Origin of the sequence: Psychrobacter raelei (assembly GCF_022631235.3) — a bacterium.
GTDB lineage: Bacteria > Pseudomonadota > Gammaproteobacteria > Pseudomonadales > Moraxellaceae > Psychrobacter > Psychrobacter raelei.
This window is the reverse complement of sequence record NZ_CP093310.2, coordinates 2,598,946-2,621,541: the sequence shown is the minus strand read 5'-3', so window position 1 is coordinate 2,621,541 and position 22,596 is coordinate 2,598,946. Positions and strand designations below refer to the sequence as shown.

The 22,596-nt window shown below is 42.9% G+C and carries 23 protein-coding genes; 3 read left to right on the top strand and 20 right to left on the bottom strand.

Translation table 11 applies throughout. The features are described 5' to 3' along the window. Window positions 1-52: 52 nt before the first annotated feature. The 5 genes from MN210_RS10985 to coaD all read right to left on the bottom strand — a co-directional run bounded on the left by MN210_RS10985 (window position 53) and on the right by coaD (window position 6,393). Complete coding sequence (locus MN210_RS10985; protein WP_110816999.1) at window positions 53-1,390, bottom strand: homoserine dehydrogenase; 1,338 nt, start codon at window positions 1,388-1,390, stop codon at window positions 53-55. Between the two features lie 314 nt (window positions 1,391-1,704). Continuing rightward, window positions 1,705-2,538 carry a DsbC family protein gene (locus tag MN210_RS10980; protein WP_338412214.1) on the bottom strand — a complete coding sequence of 278 codons (834 nt, stop codon included), beginning with the start codon at window positions 2,536-2,538 and terminating at the stop codon, window positions 1,705-1,707. Window positions 2,539-2,726: 188 nt separating this feature from the next. Beyond that, the gene (locus MN210_RS10975) at window positions 2,727-5,180 is read right to left on the bottom strand and encodes a YgiQ family radical SAM protein (protein WP_011961222.1); all 2,454 of its coding nucleotides are present in this window, start codon (window positions 5,178-5,180) and stop codon (window positions 2,727-2,729) included. 347 nt (window positions 5,181-5,527) lie between these two features. Next, on the bottom strand, window positions 5,528-5,779 hold the full coding sequence (locus MN210_RS10970) for a YfhL family 4Fe-4S dicluster ferredoxin (protein WP_011961221.1): 252 nt from the start codon (window positions 5,777-5,779) through the stop codon (window positions 5,528-5,530). 104 nt (window positions 5,780-5,883) lie between these two features. Further along, window positions 5,884-6,393, bottom strand: coding sequence for a pantetheine-phosphate adenylyltransferase (gene coaD, locus MN210_RS10965; protein ID WP_011961220.1), 510 nt, complete (start codon window positions 6,391-6,393; stop codon window positions 5,884-5,886). 429 nt (window positions 6,394-6,822) lie between these two features. On the opposite strand from coaD, the gene smpB reads away from it, so the two are divergent. Then, on the top strand, window positions 6,823-7,299 hold the full coding sequence (gene smpB, locus MN210_RS10960) for an SsrA-binding protein SmpB (protein WP_011961219.1): 477 nt from the start codon (window positions 6,823-6,825) through the stop codon (window positions 7,297-7,299). 126 nt (window positions 7,300-7,425) lie between these two features. On the opposite strand, the gene gorA is transcribed toward smpB, so the two are convergent. From gorA to MN210_RS10935, 5 genes are all read right to left on the bottom strand, one after another. After that, entirely contained in the window at window positions 7,426-8,781 is a 1,356-nt protein-coding gene (gene gorA, locus MN210_RS10955) for a glutathione-disulfide reductase (protein WP_110816996.1), read from the bottom strand. Window positions 8,782-9,001: 220 nt separating this feature from the next. Then, window positions 9,002-9,454 (bottom strand): threonine/serine exporter family protein, encoded by a 453-nt coding sequence (locus tag MN210_RS10950; protein WP_011961217.1) that lies wholly within the window; start codon window positions 9,452-9,454, stop codon window positions 9,002-9,004. Between the two features lies 1 nt (window position 9,455). Continuing rightward, a complete protein-coding gene (locus MN210_RS10945) occupies window positions 9,456-10,244 on the bottom strand; it encodes a threonine/serine exporter family protein (RefSeq protein ID WP_241878566.1) in 789 nt (262 codons plus the stop codon). 238 nt (window positions 10,245-10,482) lie between these two features. Beyond that, the gene (locus tag MN210_RS10940) at window positions 10,483-11,457 is read right to left on the bottom strand and encodes a DUF368 domain-containing protein (RefSeq protein ID WP_338412213.1); all 975 of its coding nucleotides are present in this window, start codon (window positions 11,455-11,457) and stop codon (window positions 10,483-10,485) included. A gap of 246 nt (window positions 11,458-11,703) precedes the next feature. Beyond that, on the bottom strand, window positions 11,704-12,336 hold the full coding sequence (locus tag MN210_RS10935) for a nitroreductase family protein (RefSeq protein ID WP_338412212.1): 633 nt from the start codon (window positions 12,334-12,336) through the stop codon (window positions 11,704-11,706). A 350-nt stretch (window positions 12,337-12,686) separates the two neighbouring features. Here MN210_RS10935 and MN210_RS10930 point away from each other — a divergent pair, with 350 nt between their 5' ends. Next, complete coding sequence (locus MN210_RS10930; protein ID WP_241878564.1) at window positions 12,687-13,199, top strand: SMI1/KNR4 family protein; 513 nt, start codon at window positions 12,687-12,689, stop codon at window positions 13,197-13,199. A 109-nt stretch (window positions 13,200-13,308) separates the two neighbouring features. On the opposite strand, the gene MN210_RS10925 is transcribed toward MN210_RS10930, so the two are convergent. Beyond that, window positions 13,309-14,409: an alpha/beta hydrolase gene (locus MN210_RS10925; RefSeq protein WP_338412211.1), complete on the bottom strand. Its 1,101-nt coding sequence runs from the start codon at window positions 14,407-14,409 to the stop codon at window positions 13,309-13,311. Between the two features lie 60 nt (window positions 14,410-14,469). Continuing rightward, window positions 14,470-15,528 (bottom strand): alpha/beta hydrolase, encoded by a 1,059-nt coding sequence (locus tag MN210_RS10920; protein WP_241878563.1) that lies wholly within the window; start codon window positions 15,526-15,528, stop codon window positions 14,470-14,472. A 226-nt stretch (window positions 15,529-15,754) separates the two neighbouring features. Between MN210_RS10920 and MN210_RS10915 the strand changes: the two genes are divergently transcribed. Then, on the top strand, window positions 15,755-16,036 hold the full coding sequence (locus MN210_RS10915) for a DUF503 domain-containing protein (RefSeq protein ID WP_241878562.1): 282 nt from the start codon (window positions 15,755-15,757) through the stop codon (window positions 16,034-16,036). Between the two features lie 49 nt (window positions 16,037-16,085). Here MN210_RS10915 and MN210_RS10910 read toward each other — a convergent pair whose 3' ends face one another. The 8 genes from MN210_RS10910 to MN210_RS10875 form a co-directional block, all read right to left on the bottom strand. Continuing rightward, complete coding sequence (locus MN210_RS10910) at window positions 16,086-17,189, bottom strand: ArsO family NAD(P)H-dependent flavin-containing monooxygenase (RefSeq protein WP_338412210.1); 1,104 nt, start codon at window positions 17,187-17,189, stop codon at window positions 16,086-16,088. Window positions 17,190-17,499: 310 nt separating this feature from the next. Next, on the bottom strand, window positions 17,500-17,811 hold the full coding sequence (locus MN210_RS10905; RefSeq protein ID WP_338412209.1) for a hypothetical protein: 312 nt from the start codon (window positions 17,809-17,811) through the stop codon (window positions 17,500-17,502). A gap of 10 nt (window positions 17,812-17,821) precedes the next feature. After that, window positions 17,822-18,790: an IS4 family transposase gene (locus MN210_RS10900; RefSeq protein ID WP_338412833.1), complete on the bottom strand. Its 969-nt coding sequence runs from the start codon at window positions 18,788-18,790 to the stop codon at window positions 17,822-17,824. A 153-nt stretch (window positions 18,791-18,943) separates the two neighbouring features. Beyond that, a complete protein-coding gene (locus MN210_RS10895) occupies window positions 18,944-19,267 on the bottom strand; it encodes an MAE_28990/MAE_18760 family HEPN-like nuclease (RefSeq protein ID WP_338412208.1) in 324 nt (107 codons plus the stop codon). 48 nt (window positions 19,268-19,315) lie between these two features. Further along, entirely contained in the window at window positions 19,316-19,621 is a 306-nt protein-coding gene (locus MN210_RS10890; protein ID WP_489739898.1) for a transposase, read from the bottom strand. Between the two features lie 34 nt (window positions 19,622-19,655). Then, window positions 19,656-20,731, bottom strand: a protein-coding gene (locus MN210_RS10885) for an IS3 family transposase (protein ID WP_425605606.1) whose coding sequence is annotated in 2 segments (ribosomal slippage) — window positions 19,656-20,482 and window positions 20,482-20,731 — 1,077 coding nt in all. Because the reading frame shifts where the segments join, the coding sequence is not laid out codon by codon here. 50 nt (window positions 20,732-20,781) lie between these two features. Continuing rightward, the gene (locus MN210_RS10880) at window positions 20,782-21,153 is read right to left on the bottom strand and encodes a hypothetical protein (protein WP_338412207.1); all 372 of its coding nucleotides are present in this window, start codon (window positions 21,151-21,153) and stop codon (window positions 20,782-20,784) included. A gap of 12 nt (window positions 21,154-21,165) precedes the next feature. Further along, window positions 21,166-22,326 (bottom strand): GmrSD restriction endonuclease domain-containing protein, encoded by a 1,161-nt coding sequence (locus MN210_RS10875; RefSeq protein WP_338412206.1) that lies wholly within the window; start codon window positions 22,324-22,326, stop codon window positions 21,166-21,168. Window positions 22,327-22,596: the final 270 nt, after the last annotated feature.

The following is a 22,596-nucleotide window of genomic DNA, read 5'->3' as shown; positions in this document are numbered from 1 at the left end:
ACTTAATTTGCTTCTGTTAATGTCTTAGTCTAACCCTTTTAGTCTAAGTTTTTTAGTCCAGCTCATTTAAGCGAATACGTACCACATCTGATGTAATCGCTTGCAAGGCTTCAATCTTCTTAATGGCGACATTCATCTGACTTTCAATAACCGGTAGCGTTAAAATGATGATAGGCACCTGTCCTTTTTGATGTGCCGGTTTTTGTAAAATGGCATCAATGTTAATGCCGGCATCACTTAAGATACGAGTCACGTCAGCCAGTACACCTGGGGTATCGGTGGCCTGCAAACGTAAGTAATAGCCGGTTACCATCTGCTCAGCAGGCAAGATGGGTGTGTCTGATAATTGGTTGGGCATAAAGGCTAAGTGCGGTACATGATGGCCATTTTTTACGGTCAATACCCGAATTAAATCCATCACATCGGCCATGACCGCAGACGCAGTGGCTCCGGCACCTGCGCCATCGCCATAGTATAGAGTCTGACCTAAAGGATGCGAGTTGACCAGTACCGCGTTTTTTACACCATTAACATTGGCCAACAGCTTATCTTGTGGGATAAGGGTCGGATGGACGCGCAGCTCAATACCGGTTACTTTTTTGCTAACCGATTGAGGGTCTTGCCCATCATAACGACGTACCGCAAAGCCTAAGTGCTTGATACGATAGCCCAACTCTTCAGCGTATGTGACATCCTGCAAAGTGATAGCGGTAATGCCTTCACAGTAAACTTTATCAAATTGTAAGGGGATACCAAAGGCAATTGAGGCCAGTAGCGCTAATTTATGCGCCGCATCAATACCCTCGACATCAAAGGTAGGATCTGCCTCAGCATACCCCAGCGCTTGGGCTTCTGCTAACACATCTTCAAAGGTGCGGCCTTTGTCGCGCATCTCTGACATAATAAAGTTGCCGGTACCATTAATAATACCGGTGAGCCAATCTACTTTATTGGCCGCTAAAGCTTCACGCAGCACTTTAATAATAGGAATACCGCCTGCCACAGCTGCTTCATAAGCCACATGGACGTTGTGCTTATCAGCGAGGTCAAAAATCTCATTACCATGTTCGGCCAGTAGCGCCTTGTTAGCAGTAACCACATGTTTGCCATTTTTTATGGCGTGGATAATCACCTCTTTGGCTACGGTTTGGCCACCAATTACCTCAACAATAATATCCACATCGTCGCTTTGGGCAATGGCCATTAAGTCACTTTGTTGCTTAATACTGGGATCAATGTCATCACGCTGACGGCGGGTACCGACTTGGGTAATAACAATGTCGTGACCACTGCGCCTCTTTAGCTCTGATAAGTTATCTTGAAGTAGGTCTAAGACACCTGTACCTACAGTGCCCAGCCCTAATATAGCCAATTTAATTGATTTACTCACGGTATCCTCAGTAGTGTTATCCAACGTTATTATCGATTGTTCAAGCTTGCAGAGCGCGTGATACAGCGCCGTATGTACGCCTCTTATGCATCATAGTGTATTACTATCAGGGCTTATAATACTATTGTTTTAAAAAACTAAATAGTGCACAAACTTATGCCTAAATTTCACAAACCCACTGCATTTGCTTGAACATTTTTCCCTAAACGACATTTATATTAGCAGCCAATGCTAGGTGAATAAAGTGTTAACTTATCGACTAGACAAAGCATCAGATACTGACTTGAGCACAGCCTTTATCTGTTATTAGAATCTTAGTGAGCAAGGGCGGCGGCGGCCAGCTCTTTGGCAGGCAAATAGCCGCCAATTTGATGACCAGATTCGGTAAAGATAGCAGGTGTGCCACTCACGCCTAAGCTCATACCCAGCTCAATGTGTGAACGAACAGGGTTATCACACTTAGGCGAGGATAATGGCTTACCGGCTTTGGCGTCGTCCATGGCCTGCATACGGTCACTGCTACACCAGATGGCTTCCATTTTTGGAATACTGGCATCACTGCGTGGCCAAGCAAGATAACGCACCTCTATCCCTTGGGCATTGATATCACTCATTTCAGAATGCAATTTGGTGCAATAAGGGCAGTCGGCATCGGTAAAGACATAGACTACAGCTTTGGTGGCGCCTTTGGCCGGATAAATAATCATCTCTTTTTTATCCACGGCTGCCAGTTTTTGCTTGGCGCTCTGTGCTATCAAGTCGGCACTGATATCAATCGGATGCGCTTGACCAATCTCGACAATCTGACCTTGAATGATGTGCCTACCTTCTTTATCACTAAAAAAGGCGGGCATGCCCTCGGCAGTCACCCAATAAATATTGTCCATTGAGGTGGGGATGGCCGAGATGATTTTTTGCTCAAAACCTGAGGCCTTAAAGTTGGCTTCTAACGCGGCCACTACCTTCGGATCAGAGTCAGAACTGGCACTGGTATTTTGCTTGGCGCTCGTGGGCGTCTTGCTCGGCTCGTTTCTAGCTTCAGTGCTGTTGCTGTTACAGCCAGCAACGGCGATGGCCAATGCTATCAATGACGCTTTGGTGAAAGCGGGTGATTTTTTTAATAAGTTTTGGTGAAATAAAGGGGTCATAACAGGTGTCTCTTAGCGGGTAATGCTCAAATGAAGTTAACAAGCAGCGCTCAGTTTAGCATATTATATCGGTGATAGAATTGAGATAAACAAAAGCCCCACTGCGGTTAACAGTGAGGCAATTATTGGGTAAAAACGCCGATTACTTTGCTAAAAATAGCCCGTCTAAAACTCAGACTTTGGTCTGCCTATTTGGTCGCGCGTGGCGGCAATCCGGTATGCTGGGTTTGAAAGTTGCCTTTTTTGACCTGTTTGCTTGGATTTCGGCCCAGCTTGCCTGCAGTGGCGGCGCCGGTACTGCGCTTATTAGCATTTGAGCGCTTGATGGAGTCTGAGCCCACACGGCTGTTCTTTTTACGGGCCGATTGATAAGTGTCTTGGCTGTCTTTGCCCTCTAAGCGTGAGTTAAACGGTGGAATCAAGCAATGACGAGCGGTACCAATTAAGTCCTCGCGGCCCATACGTTTTAAGGCTGCGCGTAGCATTGCCCAGTTTTTTGGATCATGATAACGTAAAAAGGCCTTGTGCAATTTGCGCTGCTTGCCAGATTTAACGATATCCACATCACCGCCTTCACGAGTCACTTTATGCAGCGGGTCTTTGTGAGTGTGATACATGGTGGTCGCCGTTGCCATAGGGCTTGGGTAGAAAGCCTGAACTTGGTCGGTTCTAAAGTCATTGCGCTTGAGCCACAATGCCAAATTCATCATGTCTTCATCCGTTGTGCCAGGGTGCGCGGCGATGAAATAGGGGATTAAATACTGCTCTTTACCGGCCTCCTGACTGTACTGCTCAAACATTTGTTTGAAGGTGTCGTAGGAGCCCATACCCGGCTTCATCATCTTCGATAAAACGTTGGTTTCAGAATGCTCAGGAGCAATTTTTAGATAACCACCGACGTGGTGGGTGACCAGTTCTTTGACGTATTCAGGGTCTTTGACCGCCAAATCGTAGCGTAGACCTGAAGCGATGAGAATCTTCTTAATGCCCTTGATATCACGAGCCTTACGATACAGCTTGGTTAAGTTGCTGTGATCGGTCAATAAGTTGTCACAAATATCAGGGTACACACAAGAAGGTTTACGGCAGTTCTTCTCGATGGCCTCATCTTTACAGCTGAGTCGGTACATATTGGCAGTTGGGCCACCTAAATCTGAAATCACGCCGGTAAAATTAGGCGCGGTATCACGAATGGCTTCCACTTCACGTAAAATCGACTCTTCAGAGCGGTTCTGAATAATACGACCTTCGTGCTCAGTAATAGAACAAAAAGTACAGCCACCAAAGCAGCCACGCATGATATTGACCGAAAACTTAATCATGTCAAAAGCTGGAATACGTGCTTTACCATAGCTGGGATGTGGCACACGCGCATAAGGCAAATCAAAGACGTAATCCATCTCCTCCATAGATAAGGGAATCGGTGGCGGGTTTAACCACACATCAATGTCGGTTCTTGAATTGCCACCGCCGGTGCCATGACGCTGTACTAAGGCGCGGGCGTTACCTGGGTTGGTCTCTAAATGCAGAATGCGGTTGGCATGGGCATACAACACTGGATCTGATTTTACTTGCTCATAATCGGGCAGGCGAATCACCGTCTTTTCGCGTGGTGGCAGCTTTAGTTTGTGCTTACGGGCAGTTTTTGGCTTATCTGCTTCAAGACCGACCATTTTAACGACTTGTACATCTTCATTAACCTGATCGGCATTTAGGACTTTGTTATCCACTTTTTCAGCGACAAAGCCTTTGTATTGACGTTCCATTGAGGATAGGCTTTCATTCACCTTACGCTCAGAGTTGCCTTTTTCTTTTTCAATCGAGCAGCTGTCTAAATCCTCAGTCATCACATAAGGGTTGATAATGGGGTCGACACGGCCAATGGTATCCACATCATTACTGGCCACCTCAATCATGTCCGCTTTCCAGTGGCGGCGTGATGGCGTCAATAGATAAGCCGTCCCTCGTAAATCACTCATCTGCTCGAAGGTATAACCCTTTGACAGACCATGCACGATATCGACAATGGCACGCTCAGCATTACCGTATAGCAGCACATCAGCGCGGCTGTCTAGTAGCACACTGCGGCGCACTTTATCTGACCAATAATCGTAATGGGCAATACGGCGCAAACTGCCCTCAATACCACCCAAAATAATCGGCACATCAGGATAAGCCTCGCGGCAGCGCTGGCTATAAACAATGGCCGCGCGATCAGGGCGTTTGTCTGGTGCATTGTCCGGTGAATAAGCATCATCACTGCGAATACGGCGATCGGCGGTATAGCGGTTAATCATGCTGTCCATATTGCCAGCAGTTACACCATAAGCATAAACTGGCTTGCCAAGCGCCATAAAGGCATCTTTGCTGGTCCAATCAGGCTGTGCAATGATGCCCACACGAAAGCCTTGCGCTTCTAACAAGCGGCCAATAATCGCCATGCCAAAGCTTGGATGATCGACATAAGCATCACCTGAGATGATGATCACATCACAAGCATCCCAGCCCAGCTCGTCCATCTCGGCACGGCTCATGGGTAGGAAGGGGGCAGGCTCATAGCAACTGGCCCAGTGCTTATCATAGTCGTATAAAGGTGTAATACCTTGTTTAAAAGCGGTGCGGGCGATGGTTTCAGCAGACATGGTAATGACCTAAATAATGATTTATAGACTTAATCTTTGGGTTTGTTTTGTATCGTTTAGCTCTCGGAATAAACCGATAGGGATCGATAAATCAACGTCAAAAGAGGGTAGTAGTCAAAAAATATAGTGATAAAACTGAGGGATTATAAGGGGTACAGTAAACGGCTTAAAAAAGCGCTTATAGAATTGGGCTCATTTTAACATGAATCTGCTTCAGGTTGTGATAAAAGCATAACTTGATATGGCATTGTGATGGATGCAATAGGTATAGCCAATAAAAAAGAGCCCGCATCCGAAGATTAAAGCTCTATGGTCTTTAAGTCGCGTTATCTTTTAAGAATAGACGGTTAATTCTGACCCACAATCCGTTTATACTTAGCCATTAAGTCCCCTTCAGATTCCACATGATTGGGGTCATTAGGGATACAGTCTATTGGGCAAATTTCAACGCATTGTGGCTCATCGAAATGGCCGACGCACTCGGTACACAGATCAGGATTAATTTCATAAATCTCTTCGCCTTCATAAATGGCGTCATTGGGACAAACTGGCTCGCAAACATCGCAGTTAATGCATTCATCAGTAATCATTAAAGCCATTATGCTGCTCCAAATCTAAGTCAAAAAATTAACAAACCGCCCAAAAAGACGGTTCATAGGACGTATTGAAGATATAGGGGGTGTAAGGGGATAAATAGGGAAAGCTATTGCCAGTTATTAGCGCGCTTATTATCAAATGCTTTTTGAACACAAACAGGAACAAATTTATCCACATCGCCATTTAACTTGGCAATCTCGCGGATCATCGTTGATGAGATAAACGAGTACTCAGGGGCAGGGGTCAAAAATACGGCCTCAAAGTTCTCATCAAGCTCTCGGTTCATATTGGCCAATTGAAACTCGTACTCAAAATCAGACATGGCGCGTAGACCACGCAGGACAGCGGTCGCCTGTTGCTCACGCATGAACTCAACCAATAATCCCTCAAACCCTACCACAGATACTTGTGGCAAATCCTCAAATACCGATTCGACCAACTCAACACGCTCTTCAAAGCTGAACATGGGTTTTTTATGATGGCCTAAAGCAACGGCGATTACCACCTCATCAAATAGCTTAACGGCGCGTTTAACCAGATCACGATGACCATTGGTGATCGGATCAAAGGTCCCTGGATAGACGACTTTAGTATGGAGCGATGATGGTTTATTCATGATGATAAGCTTAGATGATAAATGAATTAAAGAGGCGCCTATCGTAACAAATTTTTGGCCTAGAGGTAAGTTTATTCAAGCAAGGTTTTTTAGTTTTACTGTAGTAATCGGCCAAAAACAGACAACCAGATTATCTAAGATAGAGCCGTATTATCTAAAATGGAGTTAGTGATTAAAGCATGACAATTGCTTTGGCATAACAACCCAGATAAAAAGGCTGCTTACAAAGCTACGAAAAATAGTGGAGGACAAATTTGCTATACTAAAGGCTCGACCTATCTAGTCTTTATAGAGCAGCACTGTGTAGCACACTGGTTTATGGCTATCTAACAGCGGCTTAAAGGCTCAGTAGGGACATGTACGACAAGCAGGCCCGTATAAATGATTTAAACACTAAGGCGCTGCTTGGCTTAAATAAGAGACAATAATATGGCGAAAAAGACCAAAAAACCATCCAATCAGATTGCCGCTAATAAAAAAGCGCGGCATGAGTATTTTATTGAAGAAACCTATGAAGCCGGCTTGGTATTACAAGGCTGGGAAGTCAAAGCCATCCGTGCTGGCAAGATGAGTATCACTGAAGCTTATGTCGTATTCCGTGGTAATGAGGCGTTTTTATTTGGCGCACATATTCAGCCGTTATTATCAAGCTCAACCCATGTCGACCCTGACAGTATCCGTACTCGTAAGCTCCTGCTAAATCGTAAAGAGATTGATACTTTATTCGGTGCGGTGAACCAAAAAGGCTATGCTTGTGTGCCGCTTGAGGTTTACTGGAAAGACTCATTGGTGAAGTGCAAAATTGGCCTAGCTAAGGGTAAAAAGCTTCATGATAAACGTAAGACGCTTAAAGACAGGGACTGGGAGCGTGATAAAGAGCGCGGCTTTAAGCAGCATTTGGATTAAAGTGCTTGGTAGGGTTATTTATTGCCGAGCATAGCAAAAGGCCACTCTAAAATAGAGTGGCCTTTTTTTGTAGGCTGTCCCGTCTTAAAATATAAAACAGTAACCAATGCCCAAAATAGTAATGACTTATCGCATCGTCACAAATTCTTCAGAGCCGGTAGGATGGATGGCAACCGTATTATCGAAATCGGCCTTGGTAGCCCCCATCTTGATAGCGACCGCAAAACCTTGAATCATTTCATCGACACCAAAGCCAATGCCATGTAAGCCAATGACTTTTTCTTCGTCACCTAAGCACACCAGCTTCATGGTGCATTTTTGGCGGTGCTGAGTTACAGCGCTATACATCGGGGTAAAGCTTGAGGTGTAGCATTTGATAGCGTCTTCACCATATTGCTCAATGGCCTGCATCTCAGACATACCAATAGTGCCAATAGGGGGGTGAGTGAAAATCACTGTGGGCACTAAGCTATAATCAAGATGTTCATTTGGCTTATTGTTAAACAAACGTTCAGATAAGCGGCGACCGGCAGCTATGGCCACAGGGGTTAGGTCGATACTGTTTTCGATAATATCACCAACGGCATAAATGCCTGCCACATTGGTATTTTGGAACTTATCAACTTTGATTTTACCGATAGAATTGGTCTCAACCCCAGTCACTTCCAAGTTAATCTTATCGGTAGCAGGCTCGCGGCCCACCGCCCAAATTAGGCAGTCTACAGTATTTGTGCGACCATCTTCTAATTCTATAGTAAGACTGCCATCTTCATTTTTAACAATCTGTTTAATCACCGTATGGGTGTGTAACTCGATGCCTTCTTTGGCCATCTCTTCAAGCAAGACATTAACGATGCTGTGGTCAAAAGAGCGTAAAGGAGAATGCTGGCGAACGTATAAATCGACTTCTGACCCTAAGCTGCGCAACACGCCTGTTATCTCAACAGCAATATAACCTGCGCCGACGACAGCCACTCGTTTAGGAAGCTGTTGCAAAGCAAAGAAGCCATCAGAGTCTATACCGTACTCAGCGCCTTTAATGTCTGGGTAGATAGGGCGGCCGCCGGTAGCAATTAAGATATGATCGGCAGTAATGTGCTCACCATTGACTTCGACGGTTTTGCTATCGACGAATTTGGCAAAGCCATTGATGACCTCTACGTTATTTTTGGCCAAATTATTCTCATAAGAGCGGTGGATATTGGCAATATATTTTTGGCGGGTCTCAACAAGCTTATTAAAGTCAAAGCCTTTTACTTCGACATCAAAACCATAATCTGGTGCATATTTGTGCATGGCCTCGGCCACTTGGGCACCATACCACATCACTTTTTTTGGAACGCAGCCTAAGTTTACACAGGTGCCGCCTAAGTGATTGGCTTCAATAATGGCGCATTTTTTGCCATACATGGCCGCGCGGTTAATAGAGGCGATACCGCCGCTACCGCCCCCAATAGCGATATAGTCGTAATGTCTACTCATAACGGATCCTTTTTTTATTGGTGTGTATTAATTTAACAGTACTAACACTTTACAAGATGCGGATAATTGTAACGGTTATTGGCGTTGATTTTTATCCAAACCGCTTATGTTTAACTAAATCAATACCTTTAAAGGTAAAAAATCACCATCAAAAGTACCGAAGTTGTCAATGGGAGGCAAGTGTTTGACGCTTAGTGCCTTTAATCAGGGCAATCTTTATTTAAACAATAGGTCTGCGTCGATAAAACAGTAAACCTGGGATAGACAAGCCCAGCACCAAAGCTGATGTGATGAATAAGGCTTCAAAAAAATAACTCATCATCTGGCTAAATAGAGCATCTGAAAACCCGAAATAGCCAATCTGTACCATACTTACCATCGCCTTATACGCTGGAATACCAGGCATCATACAGATGACACTGGGTGAGATGAGAGCCTTGGGCGGTAAGGTGTATTTTTTGGAAAAATAAACCCCCAAAAAGCTCGATAGCATGGCTCCAAAAAAGCTGGCCACTGGCAAAGGTAGATGGTAATGCTCCAGTGCTGTTTTTAACCCAAACCCAAAGCCAGTCATCAGCAAGCAGGGCAAAATATAGCGCTTAGGCACAGTAAACATCAAGGTCCAGCCTAGGGTGATGATGCAAGAGAGGAGGACCGTTTTTAATAGCCACATATCAAAACCCCCAATGCCGAATTTGCAGTAAGACCAGCGCAATCACAATGCCCACACAGGCCGATAAGCTAAGCATATAAGTGAAGACAGCACGGCCAATACCAATATTGACATAGCCCTTTAAGATATCTGATAACGAGTTGATTAAAGGAAAGCTTGGTACCAACAGTAGCACACTGGAGGCCACCGCAATATCCGCATTATTACCGATATCAAAATAATAGGTGGTGGCGCCAATAAGTGAGGCAATAAAGGCGGTAATAATGACGGTGATAAAAGGATTAAAGTGGTGTTTGGATAAAAAAATACGGGTGAGCATCGCCACCATGCCGGCTATAAAAGTGACCGCAACAATAGAGCTGCTGTCACCATGCAAAGCGGCAAAGGTAGCACAAGAGCTGCCGACGAAGAGAGCCACCAGCCAGCTGGGATACACGGTTCTATCAAGCTCATCAAAAGCTTGAGAGGTGGTAATCACCAAGTCGCCGCTGCACTCAGTGGCCTCGGTCTTATTCACAATCTGCTGAATTTGTACCAATAAGTTGACGTTGATACTTTGATTAATCGTATCGCGGGTGGTGGTGATGCAGCGCTCATTAAAGATGGTGGTTAGGGTCAGTGCATTAAAGCTTAACGCACACTCGACACTGTCCATACCAAGCGCTAGACCAAGGCGCTTGGAGAGGTCAACCACCACGGCTGACTCTGCCCCGTATTGCATCAACAGTAATCCACAGCGCACGCATAAGCGGGTAATGAGCTGTTGCTGGGCGTAGGTGATAGGCGTCATATAATAATCGATACGCTCGGTTGATAAGATGAAAATGAGCAGTTAAATAAGCTGATCTTAGACTAACTTATCTTATATTAATTAAACTTAAGCCCATTACGCTTGGCTGAATTGAGTCGTAAAAAAGGCTATGCCAGATAAATGGATTTATTTAGGATAGCCTATTAATGGGTAAGGTTAAATCGTTTTAGAACTTATTTTGCCACTTATTATAGCCAGCTTACAGGGTTGATTCGTGTTACGCCGCTTTGCTCTTTTTGCCCCATACTGATAGGGCGGTGACTAATACGGCGCCTAGTAGCATAAGGCCAATAGTGACTAGCCACTGCGCACCTGTGGGATAATTCCAAGGCGCCACATTGATAATGGCATCACTGTTTAAGGTGCCCAAAGCATCTACTTTCCACGGCCACACCTTGACCAAAGAGCCGGCGATAAACCCAGTTAATAAAGCCAAGGTACCTTGATAGTAATTGGCCAATAGCCACTTTAGCGCTCGGGTAAATAGCAGTAAACCGGTGGCCATGCCGGCCATAAGGGTAAAAATAACACTAAAGTTTAGGGTGTGCACGGCTTCAAGCACCGTGTCGTAGACCCCCATCAACAGCAGTATAAATGAGCCTGAAATGCCAGGTAATATCATGGCACAAATAGCTATAGCCCCAGCAACAAACAAATAAGGCAGGCTTGGCTCCGTGGCCATTATAGGTAAGCTACTAATTACTACAGCGGCGGCAATACCTGCGGCAAATAACACAGCTCGAGATAGCGTCCACCGCTGAATCTCTGTTAATAAAATCAGCACGGTGGCGACCACAAGACCGAAGAAAAAAGACCAAATATAGAGCGGCTGATTTTCTAATAGATACTTAATCATACCGGCCAATGTGGCGAAGCTGGTGGCAATGCCTAGGATTAGCGTCAATAAAAAAGTCGCATCTACTTGTCGCCAGACTGCAAGCAGCCCATTAATGCCGCCATGCTGACGAAACACTTGCCATAAGTTTGGGCCAATGCTGCCCAGTGCATTGATTAAACGCTCATAAATACCGGCAATAAGCGCGATGGTACCGCCTGAGACGCCCGGCACGATGTCTGCTGCGCCCATCGCCATGCCTTTGACATAAATGGTCGCTAAGTCTTTTGGACCATCTTTAGTGGTCAGCTCTGGATTAGATTGCTCTAAAGGTCGCTGTGAATTGGGTGCCGTCATCGACATTCCTTTTTAGATAATGATTAAAAAAGAGGAGGTATAAATGTGTGTACAGGGGATAATAAATGTTTGCGCTATTTTAGCAAGCCTGCATTTTACCGCATCTACCAAGCTTAGGTTTTGTTTATTGATGAAAAGTTAATGCATTATGACGGTAACCTCTGCCCCAAAATCAGTTAACACGCTCAATAAAAAGGCCATTCTTAAAAGAATGGCCTTTATTGGTGCACACAGACTGTCAAATGCTTAGTATTTAATCACAAACTCTTCAGCAGCGTTACGGACTTTGGCCATCGGTGCCATCCAGTCACGCTCAGGGTCTGCCACGCCGACATACATCAGTACAATACTTTTGAGACCTTGCTTATCGAGCTCAAGTACTTCGTCTACTAAATCCGTGCTAAAGCCTTCAGCAGGGCAGCTATCTACTCTAAGCTCAGCCGCTTGCGCCAAGGCAAAACCCATAGAAATGTAAGCTTGGCGCGCGATGTGCTCAAAATTCTTATCGGTACTTTGATTGTTATATATCTCTTTTATCTTATCGGTATAGCTACTAAAGCGGCCTTGCGGTAGATCGCGCTGATCGGTGGTCATGTCATACATCTCATCAATCTTTTGATCACTGTAATCATGCCAACCCGCGAAAACAAGCACATGCGAACACTCACGCATACAGTCTGGATTGAATGCACCCTCAACCAGCTTGTCTTTGATTTCTTGGCTTTCTATGACCAATAATCTAAATGGTTGTAATCCTGAAGAGGTCGGTGCCAATCTGGCGGCTTCGATAATTTTATCAATGTTTTCTTGGCTGACTTTTTTGGTTGGGTCAAATGCTTTAACCGCATGCCGCCAGTTTAAATGGTCTAGTAATGACATGGTTGCCCTTATCTTTGATTGTTTGATTGAGTGTTATCTTTTTTATTTTAAAGTGTCTTGGTGTATGTTTAAAAGCGTGAGTATCTCACACAGTGCATAGATGAGGACGTCTTTATATTTTACAACTGGTTAAATTAGGTTGTTAGTGAATGATTGCAATTCAAAGAGTCACTTTTGATATATTTAAAAAGAAAGTTGATAAAGCTATCGAACGTTATTAGTTTTACAGCTGACGATTTAACGATATTATATGATAAAGACAGCCACCATATTTGATAGGTTCGAAGTGTTAAATTCTCAAAACCTAGTATCCTAGTTTCAAAGGTATATTTAATTTATAAGGAAAAATTATGCAAAAAACTATTGAACAAATAGAGGCTGTATTAGCGCAGAAAATACCTCAGTTTGCAAAGACACTAAATCCACCTGCGACAGAGTCTGATTTTGAAGCATTAGAAACGCTTGTGGGCAATAAGCTTCCTGAGGAATTTAAGATATTTTATAAGTGGCATAATGGGCAAAATCGGTCGCCTTATGTGGCTTTTCATGTTGAGACACATGAAATTTTGATGCCAATAGCAGACATAATTGAATGGTATGATGAGTTGAGTGGACAGCTAGATACAGGGGACATCGAGCAACATAGATGGCGAAGAATCTGGGTGCCATTTAGCGATAATGGGTCGGGTGACTCTACCTGTATTGATATTTCAGAGGAGAATTTTGGTCAAATAGTTATCCAAGATGGTTGGGATGATGAAGTGAAGGTCATATTCAATTCTTTAACAGATTGGTTAGAAGATTTATTAGTTAAAATAAAAGAGTTTGATTATTCAAATTGGGATTATCTAGATAGACTATAAGGTTTTATTCCTTATAGCTAACCCTCCTAGATGTGCTAGTCATTTTCTGCTGTATTTTTTTATGATAAGCAGTGGGTTAGCTCTAGAGATGATATGACTTATCGGAATCTTAACTATAATTTTTGACTGTATATAACCGCCTTAATGCTTGTACCGCATCCTCAAAAGCTGCTTTGGCATCTTTTATGACGCCTGAAAATAGAAGAAACAAATGCGGTAGGCTGTGATAGATATGCAGCGTGGTATCGACGCCTGCTGCTTTTAGTTTATCCGCATATTCAATGCCTTCATCACGCAGTGGGTCAAAGCCTGCGACCATAACCACCGCAGGTGCCACGCCTTGCAGGTCACCATATATTGGGGAGACCATCGGGTCTGTCAGCAGCTTAGTATCATCTGCACCGTCGCCTAGATATTGCTGCTTGTACCATCGAGATTTGGCCGTTTCCAAAAAGAATCCCGATGCAAAAAGGGTATGCGACTTACGCTCATGGCTAAAGTCAACCTTAGGCACCCATAGCAGCTGTAATTTAGGTGCATAACTCTCAGATTTGGTCTGCTGTGCCACAATAGCGGCAAGGTTACCGCCAGAGCTATCACCACCGACTGCCAGACGATTGGCATCAATGCCAAATTTATCCGCATGATTGGAAATATAGCGATAGGCTGTTAGCCCATCATTGACCGGCACAGGATGCGGATATTCAGGAGCGCGGCGGTAGTCAACAGCAATGACCGTGCATTTGCCATCATTGGCCAAGTGCTGACAGACCAAGTCATGAGTGTTGAGCGAGCCACCAACATAACCGCCACCGTGATAAAACACTAAGGCTGGCTGGTTATCAGAGGGCGCATTTTGGTGGCGGTAGCGGCGTAAAGTAATTTGGCTGCCGTCTGATACCGCCATCTTAAAGTCGTCAGTTAAGATGTCATTAATAGGCGGCGGCGATAGCATAGGGCTTTGTGCCTCCATCATGGCACGACTCTCTGCGACGCTACCTAACTCATTGTGTTTATCATCTGAAGGTGTGGTGAGCTGCAACATCAATTGCAATGAGACATCAAAGGTGTGTCCCTCAATAACAATAGGCGGCCCTGCCAAGTCACGCTGCATCGATTGAGGCAATTGAAATAGCTCGGTTAAATAAGTTTGTTTTTGGTTTGGCGAAAGCTTAGAGAACTCAGTCTTATTCAGTATTTGCATTGACATAAGAGGTGACCTTGTTTGTTTTATTAGTGGCATCTGCTTTTGGTATTTGGTTTCAATGATTTATAACCGCTTTAGTGCTTGTACCGCATCCTCAAAAGCCACTTTGGCGGCATCAATTTCACCAGCATAAAGCATAAACAGATGCGGCATGCTGTCATACACTTTAAGCGTGGTATCGACACCTGCTGCTGTTAATTTATTGGCATATTCAATCCCCTCATCACGCAGTGGGTCAAAGCCTGCCACCATAACTACCGCAGGCGCCACGCCTTGCAGGTCACCATATATGGGGGAGACCATAGGATCAGTGGTATCAACCTTATCTGTATCACCCAAATAGTGATGGGTGTACCAGCGCATCTGAGCCTGCTCTAACAAAAAGCCTGTGGCAAACAGCTCATAGGACTCATGCTCACCGCTCATATCGACCCAAGGTACCCATAATAATTGCAGCTTGGGCGGATGCATGTCATTTTTGGTTTGCTGTGCCACCACTGCAGCCAAGTTACCACCTGCACTGTCACCACCGACTGCCAGACGATTGGCATCAATCCCGAATTTATCCGCATGACTGGCAATATAGCGATAAGCGGTTAACCCATCGTTAACAGGCGTAGGGTAGGGGTATTCAGGTGCCAGACGGTAATCAACAGCAATGACCGTACACTCGCCGCCATTGGCCAGATGCTGACAGACCAAGTCGTGAGAGTTGAGCGAACCACCCACATAACCGCCACCGTGGTAAAACACCAAGGCTGGCTGATTGTCACGTGGCGCATTGCGGTGACGATAGCGGCGCAAGCGAATCGTTTCGCCATCAGACATGGTTAGTGGGAACTCATCTTTGATAATGTCATCCAGAGGTGTCTGACTGAGCACAGGGCTTTGCGCTTCAATGGTTGCCCGAGCTTCTGTGACACTGGGCAGATGATTGGGCGGTGGACCGAACAGCTGTAGCATCACTTGTAGGGATAAATCAAAGGTTTGCCCATCAATGACAATAGGCTCACCTGCTATGCGTTGTTTGGCTGCTGTTGGCAAGCGTAGCATGTTTTTTAATAAGCTATTTTGGGCTTTTGTACTTAACTGATGGAGGTTGGATTTATTAATAATAGTCATTCAACGCCTCTTTTTCGATTTAAAACGATAAAACGGGATATTTTTTAATACCATATCAGATGATGAGTGGTGTAAACAAAAGTGCTCTATAAGTCACCACATAATTTAAACGTTTGGTGACACTTTATGCCATTTAGCCTTTTGTGCATGACAAAAATAATTCTAATAAGCTAGGATAGGTCATTGTGCGTATTGTTTTGATTGCTTTGATAATAAGGAGATGCTGATGCCAATTGGAATATTAACCCTGACATTTTCACTGCCCGGATGCCGCTCACTTAAAGAAAAACGGATGCGAATGGGCGGATTGCATGAGCGCTTTGGGCGCAGTCCTGCGGTAGCGGTGTGTGAAAGTGGGGAGCGTAACCGCCATGATGCCAGTGAATGGACGTTTGTGGTGGTGGGGCTCAAAAGACAAGAGATTGAGTCAGAAATGAGTCAGATTGAGGATAAGATTCAGCAGGTGGTTGAGGCGCGAATCGTGGATGTGAGACGGGAGGTTATTTAGGTGAAAAGGGTTGTTTGAGGCTTGGTGGGGGTTGGGTCTCGACGCCAACCTACAAACCCTGAACAAACTCAACCAACGCAGGCACGTTTTCTCGCGCACTACGCCCAGCACCAATGATGGTCGCCGACGCTGGGCTGACCCAATCGCCGTAGCCAAATAACCATAAGCGAGGCTCTTTTATCGACTGCCCTTGTTCGGTTAATACTTTGCCATCTTCTTCAATCACACCCAAAGGCGCTAAATGCTCAAGCTCTGGGTTAAAGCCAGTACACCAAATAATCGCATCGACTGATCCCTCGGTACCATCAGACCAAACAACGCCTTGTTTGGTTAATCGCTCAAACATGGGCCGTGTCGTTAATAACCCTTTATCTCGAGCTTCTTTAATCGCTGGCATCATGACGATATTGCCTTTGGGTCCTTGTTGGTCAGTATCATCACCTTCAGACTCATCACTGGCGCTGCTTCTAATACGTTTTGAGGCTCTTTCAAACAACACTCGACCATCGACATCATCGGGCAAAAATTGTGGCGGCGTGCGTGTCACCCAGCTGGCATCGGTCACTTGCACCAATTCTGCAAAGATTTGCGCGCCAGAGTTACCACCGCCGACGACCAAGACTCGTTTGCCTTTATACGCATCTGGATCCGCATAATGTGCGGAGTGAGTTTGCTCACCATTAAATAGTTGTTGTCCTTCAATCTGTGGAATATAAGGATTGCTCCAGATACCAGTAGCACTAACCACTGCTTTGGCAAGCCACGTGAACTTACCGTCGCTGACTCTCAAGCAGTCGTTATCCTCATCACGCTCGACGCTTTGAACATCATAGGGGCGGTAGATGGGCAACTTATAATGCTTTTCGTAGTTATCAAAGTAATCTAAAACGTCTGTTAAATACGGACTGCTGTCGTCTTTGGCAGAGGTCATCATTCTGCCCGGTAGTGAGCTGACCGATGCTGGCGAGAACAGGCGTAATGAGGGCCAGAAGTGTTGCCAAGCACCGCCGCTGTCAGGTTGATTGTCTAGGATAATAAAGTCGAGGGGTTGCTTTCGGCTGGCACGTTTTAGATAGTAGCCAACTGCTAAGCCTGCTTGACCGCCACCGATGACGATGACGTCGAATATTTTGGTGGTGGGTTTTGAGGGCATAGTGTTTCTCGGTCTTTAAGCGATAGAGTAGAATATGAGTTTTATCTAAGAAACCATGGCTTTATATTAACTTAAAAGAATGAACTTTTAAGAAGTTTGGACTCTCTTTATTAGAGATGCCTTCATAAGACAAACCTAAGGTATCAAGGTAGGCACCGCTTAGTAGGTAACCGAAGAGCAATCTTTTTTGGGGCATGGGCACTGTTAGTTCAGTTATGATAGCTATGTTGGATGCCACAAGCTCTATTCAACTTTGTCTATTAACTAAGTAAATAATAGTTCAAAATTAAAGAGGTTATTCATACTTAATTTATTTATTAAAAATATAGAAGCTTTGCCCTTTTGAGATTCCACCACCTAAATTCACTCCGATATCTTCAGGACTCGTTATCGACAACTTTTCAAAGTTTACCTTATCCTTTTGGATTTCTAGTACCTCTTTTTTTACATAAGTACCATCTAGCTGTTTAACTATAAAAAAATCACCTAAACATACCTCACTATTCTCAGTTTCAAAACATAAAACTGAACCATTTCCAAAAAAACCCTTTATATTATTTATCTCCTTGCACAAATGCTCGGCTTCAAGCTCATTTAATTTATCAATTAAAGCTCTGCACACGACAAAAAAATTATCCCCACCCAATTTTCATAGGTTTAGGGGTTAAAAAGCTAACTAACTGTCGAAGTACAGTCTTATCATTGTTAAAAAACACCAAGCGCAGGCCCTCAATCAACACATCCAGGCCAAGCACAAACAAACTGGCTTGAGGTCGAGCGTTTGACTTCAACTTGCGTTTTAACGGCTTATCTTTGTCTTTATAAATACCGACATGATAAGCCCAACAAAATGCTAAGGCGTTCACTGCGACTAATTTACTGACCCGATCAAGATGGGTTAAGTGGGTATCTTCAAGATTAAAGCCACGCCCCTTTAAACAAGCAAATAAAGTCTCAATCTCCCAACGCTTAGCATAGCTTGTCATCGCATCCACTGTTTCTAGTTGATTGGTTGCGACAATCACTAAACCATAGTCTTTATCACGCTTGGCAAATACTCGAACCAAACAACCATCGACAGTCAGTATTCGCCCATGTCGATATGTTTCTTGATGGCTAACATGGCGCAATAACTCTTTAATCTGTACCAACTTGCCATGATGATTCTTAACTTTACTGTTCTTCTTAATCCGTATGGCAAAGGGTATGTGATTATTGGTGAGCCAGTTAAACCATTTTTCGCCAACAAACTCTCTGTCCGCTACTATCATCTCAAGGTTATCTTTGCCAAATTGTTTGATAAACCGCTCAATAAGTTCACAGCGTTCAAGATGGTTTGTATTACCTCGCTTATCTAGCATTTGCCAGTATAAGGGGATGGCTATCCCTTTATATACCACCCCTAGCATAAAGATGTTGAGGTTACTTTTACCCCATTTCCAGTTGGTGCGGTCAATGGTTAAGGTGACTTTGCCTAGCCCAAATAGTCGATATATCATTAAAGCTAATTGATCGTAGTCTATCCTCGCTTCGGCAAAAAATCGCTGTAGTCTGCGATAGTGGCTGTCGGTCTTGCCACCCTTAGGGAGGTGTCTTGCTATTTTTTTTAAGATTACTGCTTTGAGCAGTAATCAGGGCTATTATCATTAGGCTCAAACATGTGATTCTTGCCTTGTTCATACTCAGGTTTTGGGTTAAAGTTTCACTAAGTCTGTTAAAGTTTGGCATGGTCTGATTCGTCTTAAAAATCACTATTATGCCTTTGCTTTAACAGACTTTTTTGTTTTTTTTGTCGTGTGCAGAGCAATTAAAGTTTCAAATACCGCACGACCATAGCCTTCGAGATAATCAACATAATTATGCAACTCTTCAATACTTAAAATATTATCTATATGCTGACCATGAGCAATATCATTTCTACGAGATACAATATCATCAACTAAATTGAAAAAATTTTCACTTGTATTTATTGTATCTGTTGAGTTGCTACTTAAAAACCCACCTGAACGTTGACCTATAGCTTTAAGCTTAGGGGTTAATTTTATGTCTAAATAGTTTAAAGCTTCAGCTATTTTCACATGCTTCTGTAAATACCCCATTCTTAACACAACATCATCGTAGAATAATTAAGCCACCTGCCTGTACTCAGCAGGTGTCATATCATTAAGTGAATCATGGGGTCTTTCGGTGTTATAAACCTTGATCCAATCCTCAGTCAGCTTACTAACCTCGTTTAAATTGTTGAAAAGGTAGCAGTCTAAAACCTCATTACGATAACTGCGATTAAACCGTTCAATATAAGCATTCTGATAAGGACAGCCAGGCTCGATATAGTCAATATAGATGCCGTGAGCTGATGCCCAATCAGTGAATGTGCTAGATGTAAACTCACTGCCGTTATCCACACGAATTTGCTTAGGATAGCTGTAAATACCCCATTCTTAACACAACATCATCGTAGAATAATTAAGCCACCTGCCTGTACTCAGCAGGTGTCATATCATTAAGTGAATCATGGGGTCTTTCGGTGTTATAAACCTTGATCCAATCCTCAGTCAGCTTACTAACCTCGTTTAAATTGTTGAAAAGGTAGCAGTCTAAAACCTCATTACGATAACTGCGATTAAACCGTTCAATATAAGCATTCTGATAAGGACAGCCAGGCTCGATATAGTCAATATAGATGCCGTGAGCTGATGCCCAATCAGTGAATGTGCTAGATGTAAACTCACTGCCGTTATCCACACGAATTTGCTTAGGATAGCCATGCCACTCGGCTAGCTGGTCAAGGTAGCGAATTACTCGGAGTGAAGGCATACTGGTACCAATATCAATGCCTAATACTTCACGGTTGTAATCATCAATCACATTAAAGGTTCGAAAGCGAATATTGTTGTGCAGCTTATCGCTCATAAAGTCCATAGACCAAGTATGACCCAATGCGTTTGGCACACTTAGCGGCTTAGGGTTGCGCGTTGGTAGCCGTCTTTTAGACTTACGGCGTAGGTTTAAGTTTAACGCGGTATAAACACGGTGTACTCGCTTGTGATTCCATGAGTAGCCAAGCTTGCGTATACGCTTAAAACACTTTGGGAAACCCCAACGATTGTGCTTGTCAGTAAGCTTGTTTAAGACATCAATAATCTCACTATCATCAGGTAGCTTAGGCTTATAGTAGTAAGCGGTTCGACTCATACAGACCACCTGACAACTAACTGCAATGCTGACATCATACTGCGCCTGTAATTCTTGCGCCCAGACTTTGCGCTCGGGTACAGGCGCTATAGCTTTTTTATGATATCTTCCTGCATTTGCGCTTTAAGGCTTAAATCAGCATACATCTGTTTAAGCCTACGGTTTTCTTCTTCAAGCTCTTTTAGTCGTTTGACATCAGAGGCTTCCATACCGCCGTATTTAGACTTCCATTTGTAAAATGTCGAGCTAGCTACCCCGTATTTACGGCACAGCTCTTTAGCAGATATCCCAGCTTCTGCTTCTTTTAATATTGATACTATTTGGGTCTCGGTCATTCGTTTGCTCATATTAAAACTCCTTATGCGTATTTTATAAGAAATTCTACGTTTGAGCTGTGTTATTTTAGGGGATAGTTACACTCACTAACGAGTGTAAGTAATTTCGCTGATAAATAAAAATGATTATCACGAAACTTTTCTGGTAAATTATTATAGTTACTAACAATTTCGGGCACTTTATTGATAAACTCTTCAATCCATTCACCTATATGTTTCTCTAAAATTCCATATAACGAAATTATTAGGGATTTATACTCAAATATTTTTTTTGAAACACGAAATCCATTTAAGTGCTCTCTATATTGAATGAGCTCATTGTTAGTCGAACTTTGACTTACAGTACCGATACTATCTATAAGTCTGATATGTTGTAAATAATCTCTAATACTTCTAATATCTTTAATAAATAGTTCTAAAGTTTCGTCCTGCATATCAACAACCCACTATAAATAAGGTGCAAATAAATTATCAAAATACTCTATTCTTGCTTTGATTACTGATGGACTTGTATTGCGTCCATAAAATAACCTTTCACCGTCTAAAACTGTAGGCTGATTATATTTACTATTTTCAATTCTATCTGCTGATAACAAAAGTTTATCTTTCAACTCAATATGTTTAGCTACCGACTGCATTAAAGGGTCGTATATAGCCTTTTGAGGCTTTGTTACTCTCCTTTCATATACAGGAGAGAAAAATGCTTCATCACCAAATATACGATAAACTGTATCGACAACATCATTAAATAAACTCTCCAAAGCCTTAATCGTTGCTTCTGGGAAACTATTAGCTTGCTTTAAATATTCGTCTAGAAAGTCTTCAACTGTTCCAGTTAAGTCATCAATAAAGCGATAAGCAAAAAATCTAAGTACTAACTCTACATCGTCCATCTTTCTGTAAGCTTCACTAGTAAGAAGCTCTTCTTCTCCATCACTTTCTAAAGGAATCTGCCACATAGTTCTAAACTTTTCATTCTGTGAAAGCTTTATACACAGTTGATTAAATCGTCCATTATAAAGTGCGTTTCTAGTCTCTTGTGGGGTCAGTTTTTCACCCCCACTATTCAAACGTTCAAATACAATTTGTTTTAACTCTTCAGCTTCTTCAGGAGTTTTCGCTGTTTCTTCAAGCAATACAATCGAAGATATATATCTCCTATCTATACCTTTTTGTACTTCTATAGGTAGTTCATCGTATTTCTTTCCTTCTAATTCCTTCCAGTAACCTAAATTTTCTAAGGCAAAATTACCACTATAGTAATCATATACTGTAGTTAAACGTTGTAAGCCATCCATGACTTCATATTTAGAATAATCGTATTCATAAAGAAATACAGGGGGTAATGGTACGTTCATTATGAAGGACTCTATTAATCTAGACTTTCTTCCGTTATCCCATCTTTTTCTTCTCTGATACTCAGGGTTTAGCTTATAATCTCCACTATCAAGCATGGCCTTTATACTTTTAACTGGATATCTTGCTTGCTCTGTGACAATTCTTATTTCACCTCTTTTATATTTAGCGTTTATCTCTTCTTCAGTCATATCTGTTACTTCTATCTTCACTTTGTCTTTAATGAAGACTTCACCATCTATTCTATTCATACTAATTCTGCTCCATTAGAAGTTCTCAATAAGTTTTATTTAAACTTAATACTTAATGTGTAACTTTTGATTTTTCTGATTTTATTAAAACTATCTACAATATAACAGTAAAAATTACTCTATGCATTTACGTATAAACAGAGAATAAATAATTATATTGTATTTATTTTACTCACTGAACAATTTCATATCATTTTCAATAGTGAGTGTAAAACGTATAGTACTCTATTGACTACTCTTTAAATTTAAAGTTACTATTTATTATTGCAA

Excerpts from the sequence above, each read along its gene's own strand:
- MN210_RS10930 (WP_241878564.1), top strand. The coding sequence starts at position 12,687 with ATGCAAAAAACTATTGAACAAATAGAGGCTGTATTAGCGCAGAAAATA.
- MN210_RS10880 (WP_338412207.1), bottom strand. The coding sequence starts at position 21,153 with ATGCAGGACGAAACTTTAGAACTATTTATTAAAGATATTAGAAGTATT.
- MN210_RS10915 (WP_241878562.1), top strand. The coding sequence starts at position 15,755 with ATGCCAATTGGAATATTAACCCTGACATTTTCACTGCCCGGATGCCGC.
- coaD (WP_011961220.1), bottom strand. The coding sequence starts at position 6,393 with ATGAATAAACCATCATCGCTCCATACTAAAGTCGTCTATCCAGGGACC.
- MN210_RS10910 (WP_338412210.1), bottom strand. The coding sequence starts at position 17,189 with ATGCCCTCAAAACCCACCACCAAAATATTCGACGTCATCGTCATCGGT.
- MN210_RS10970 (WP_011961221.1), bottom strand. The coding sequence starts at position 5,779 with ATGGCTTTAATGATTACTGATGAATGCATTAACTGCGATGTTTGCGAG.
- smpB (WP_011961219.1), top strand. The coding sequence starts at position 6,823 with ATGGCGAAAAAGACCAAAAAACCATCCAATCAGATTGCCGCTAATAAA.
- MN210_RS10935 (WP_338412212.1), bottom strand. The coding sequence starts at position 12,336 with ATGTCATTACTAGACCATTTAAACTGGCGGCATGCGGTTAAAGCATTT.
- MN210_RS10920 (WP_241878563.1), bottom strand. The coding sequence starts at position 15,528 with ATGACTATTATTAATAAATCCAACCTCCATCAGTTAAGTACAAAAGCC.
- MN210_RS10980 (WP_338412214.1), bottom strand. The coding sequence starts at position 2,538 with ATGACCCCTTTATTTCACCAAAACTTATTAAAAAAATCACCCGCTTTC.
- MN210_RS10975 (WP_011961222.1), bottom strand. The coding sequence starts at position 5,180 with ATGTCTGCTGAAACCATCGCCCGCACCGCTTTTAAACAAGGTATTACA.
- MN210_RS10945 (WP_241878566.1), bottom strand. The coding sequence starts at position 10,244 with ATGACGCCTATCACCTACGCCCAGCAACAGCTCATTACCCGCTTATGC.
- MN210_RS10950 (WP_011961217.1), bottom strand. The coding sequence starts at position 9,454 with ATGTGGCTATTAAAAACGGTCCTCCTCTCTTGCATCATCACCCTAGGC.
- gorA (WP_110816996.1), bottom strand. The coding sequence starts at position 8,781 with ATGAGTAGACATTACGACTATATCGCTATTGGGGGCGGTAGCGGCGGT.
- MN210_RS10925 (WP_338412211.1), bottom strand. The coding sequence starts at position 14,409 with ATGTCAATGCAAATACTGAATAAGACTGAGTTCTCTAAGCTTTCGCCA.
- MN210_RS10875 (WP_338412206.1), bottom strand. The coding sequence starts at position 22,326 with ATGAATAGAATAGATGGTGAAGTCTTCATTAAAGACAAAGTGAAGATA.
- MN210_RS10940 (WP_338412213.1), bottom strand. The coding sequence starts at position 11,457 with ATGACGGCACCCAATTCACAGCGACCTTTAGAGCAATCTAATCCAGAG.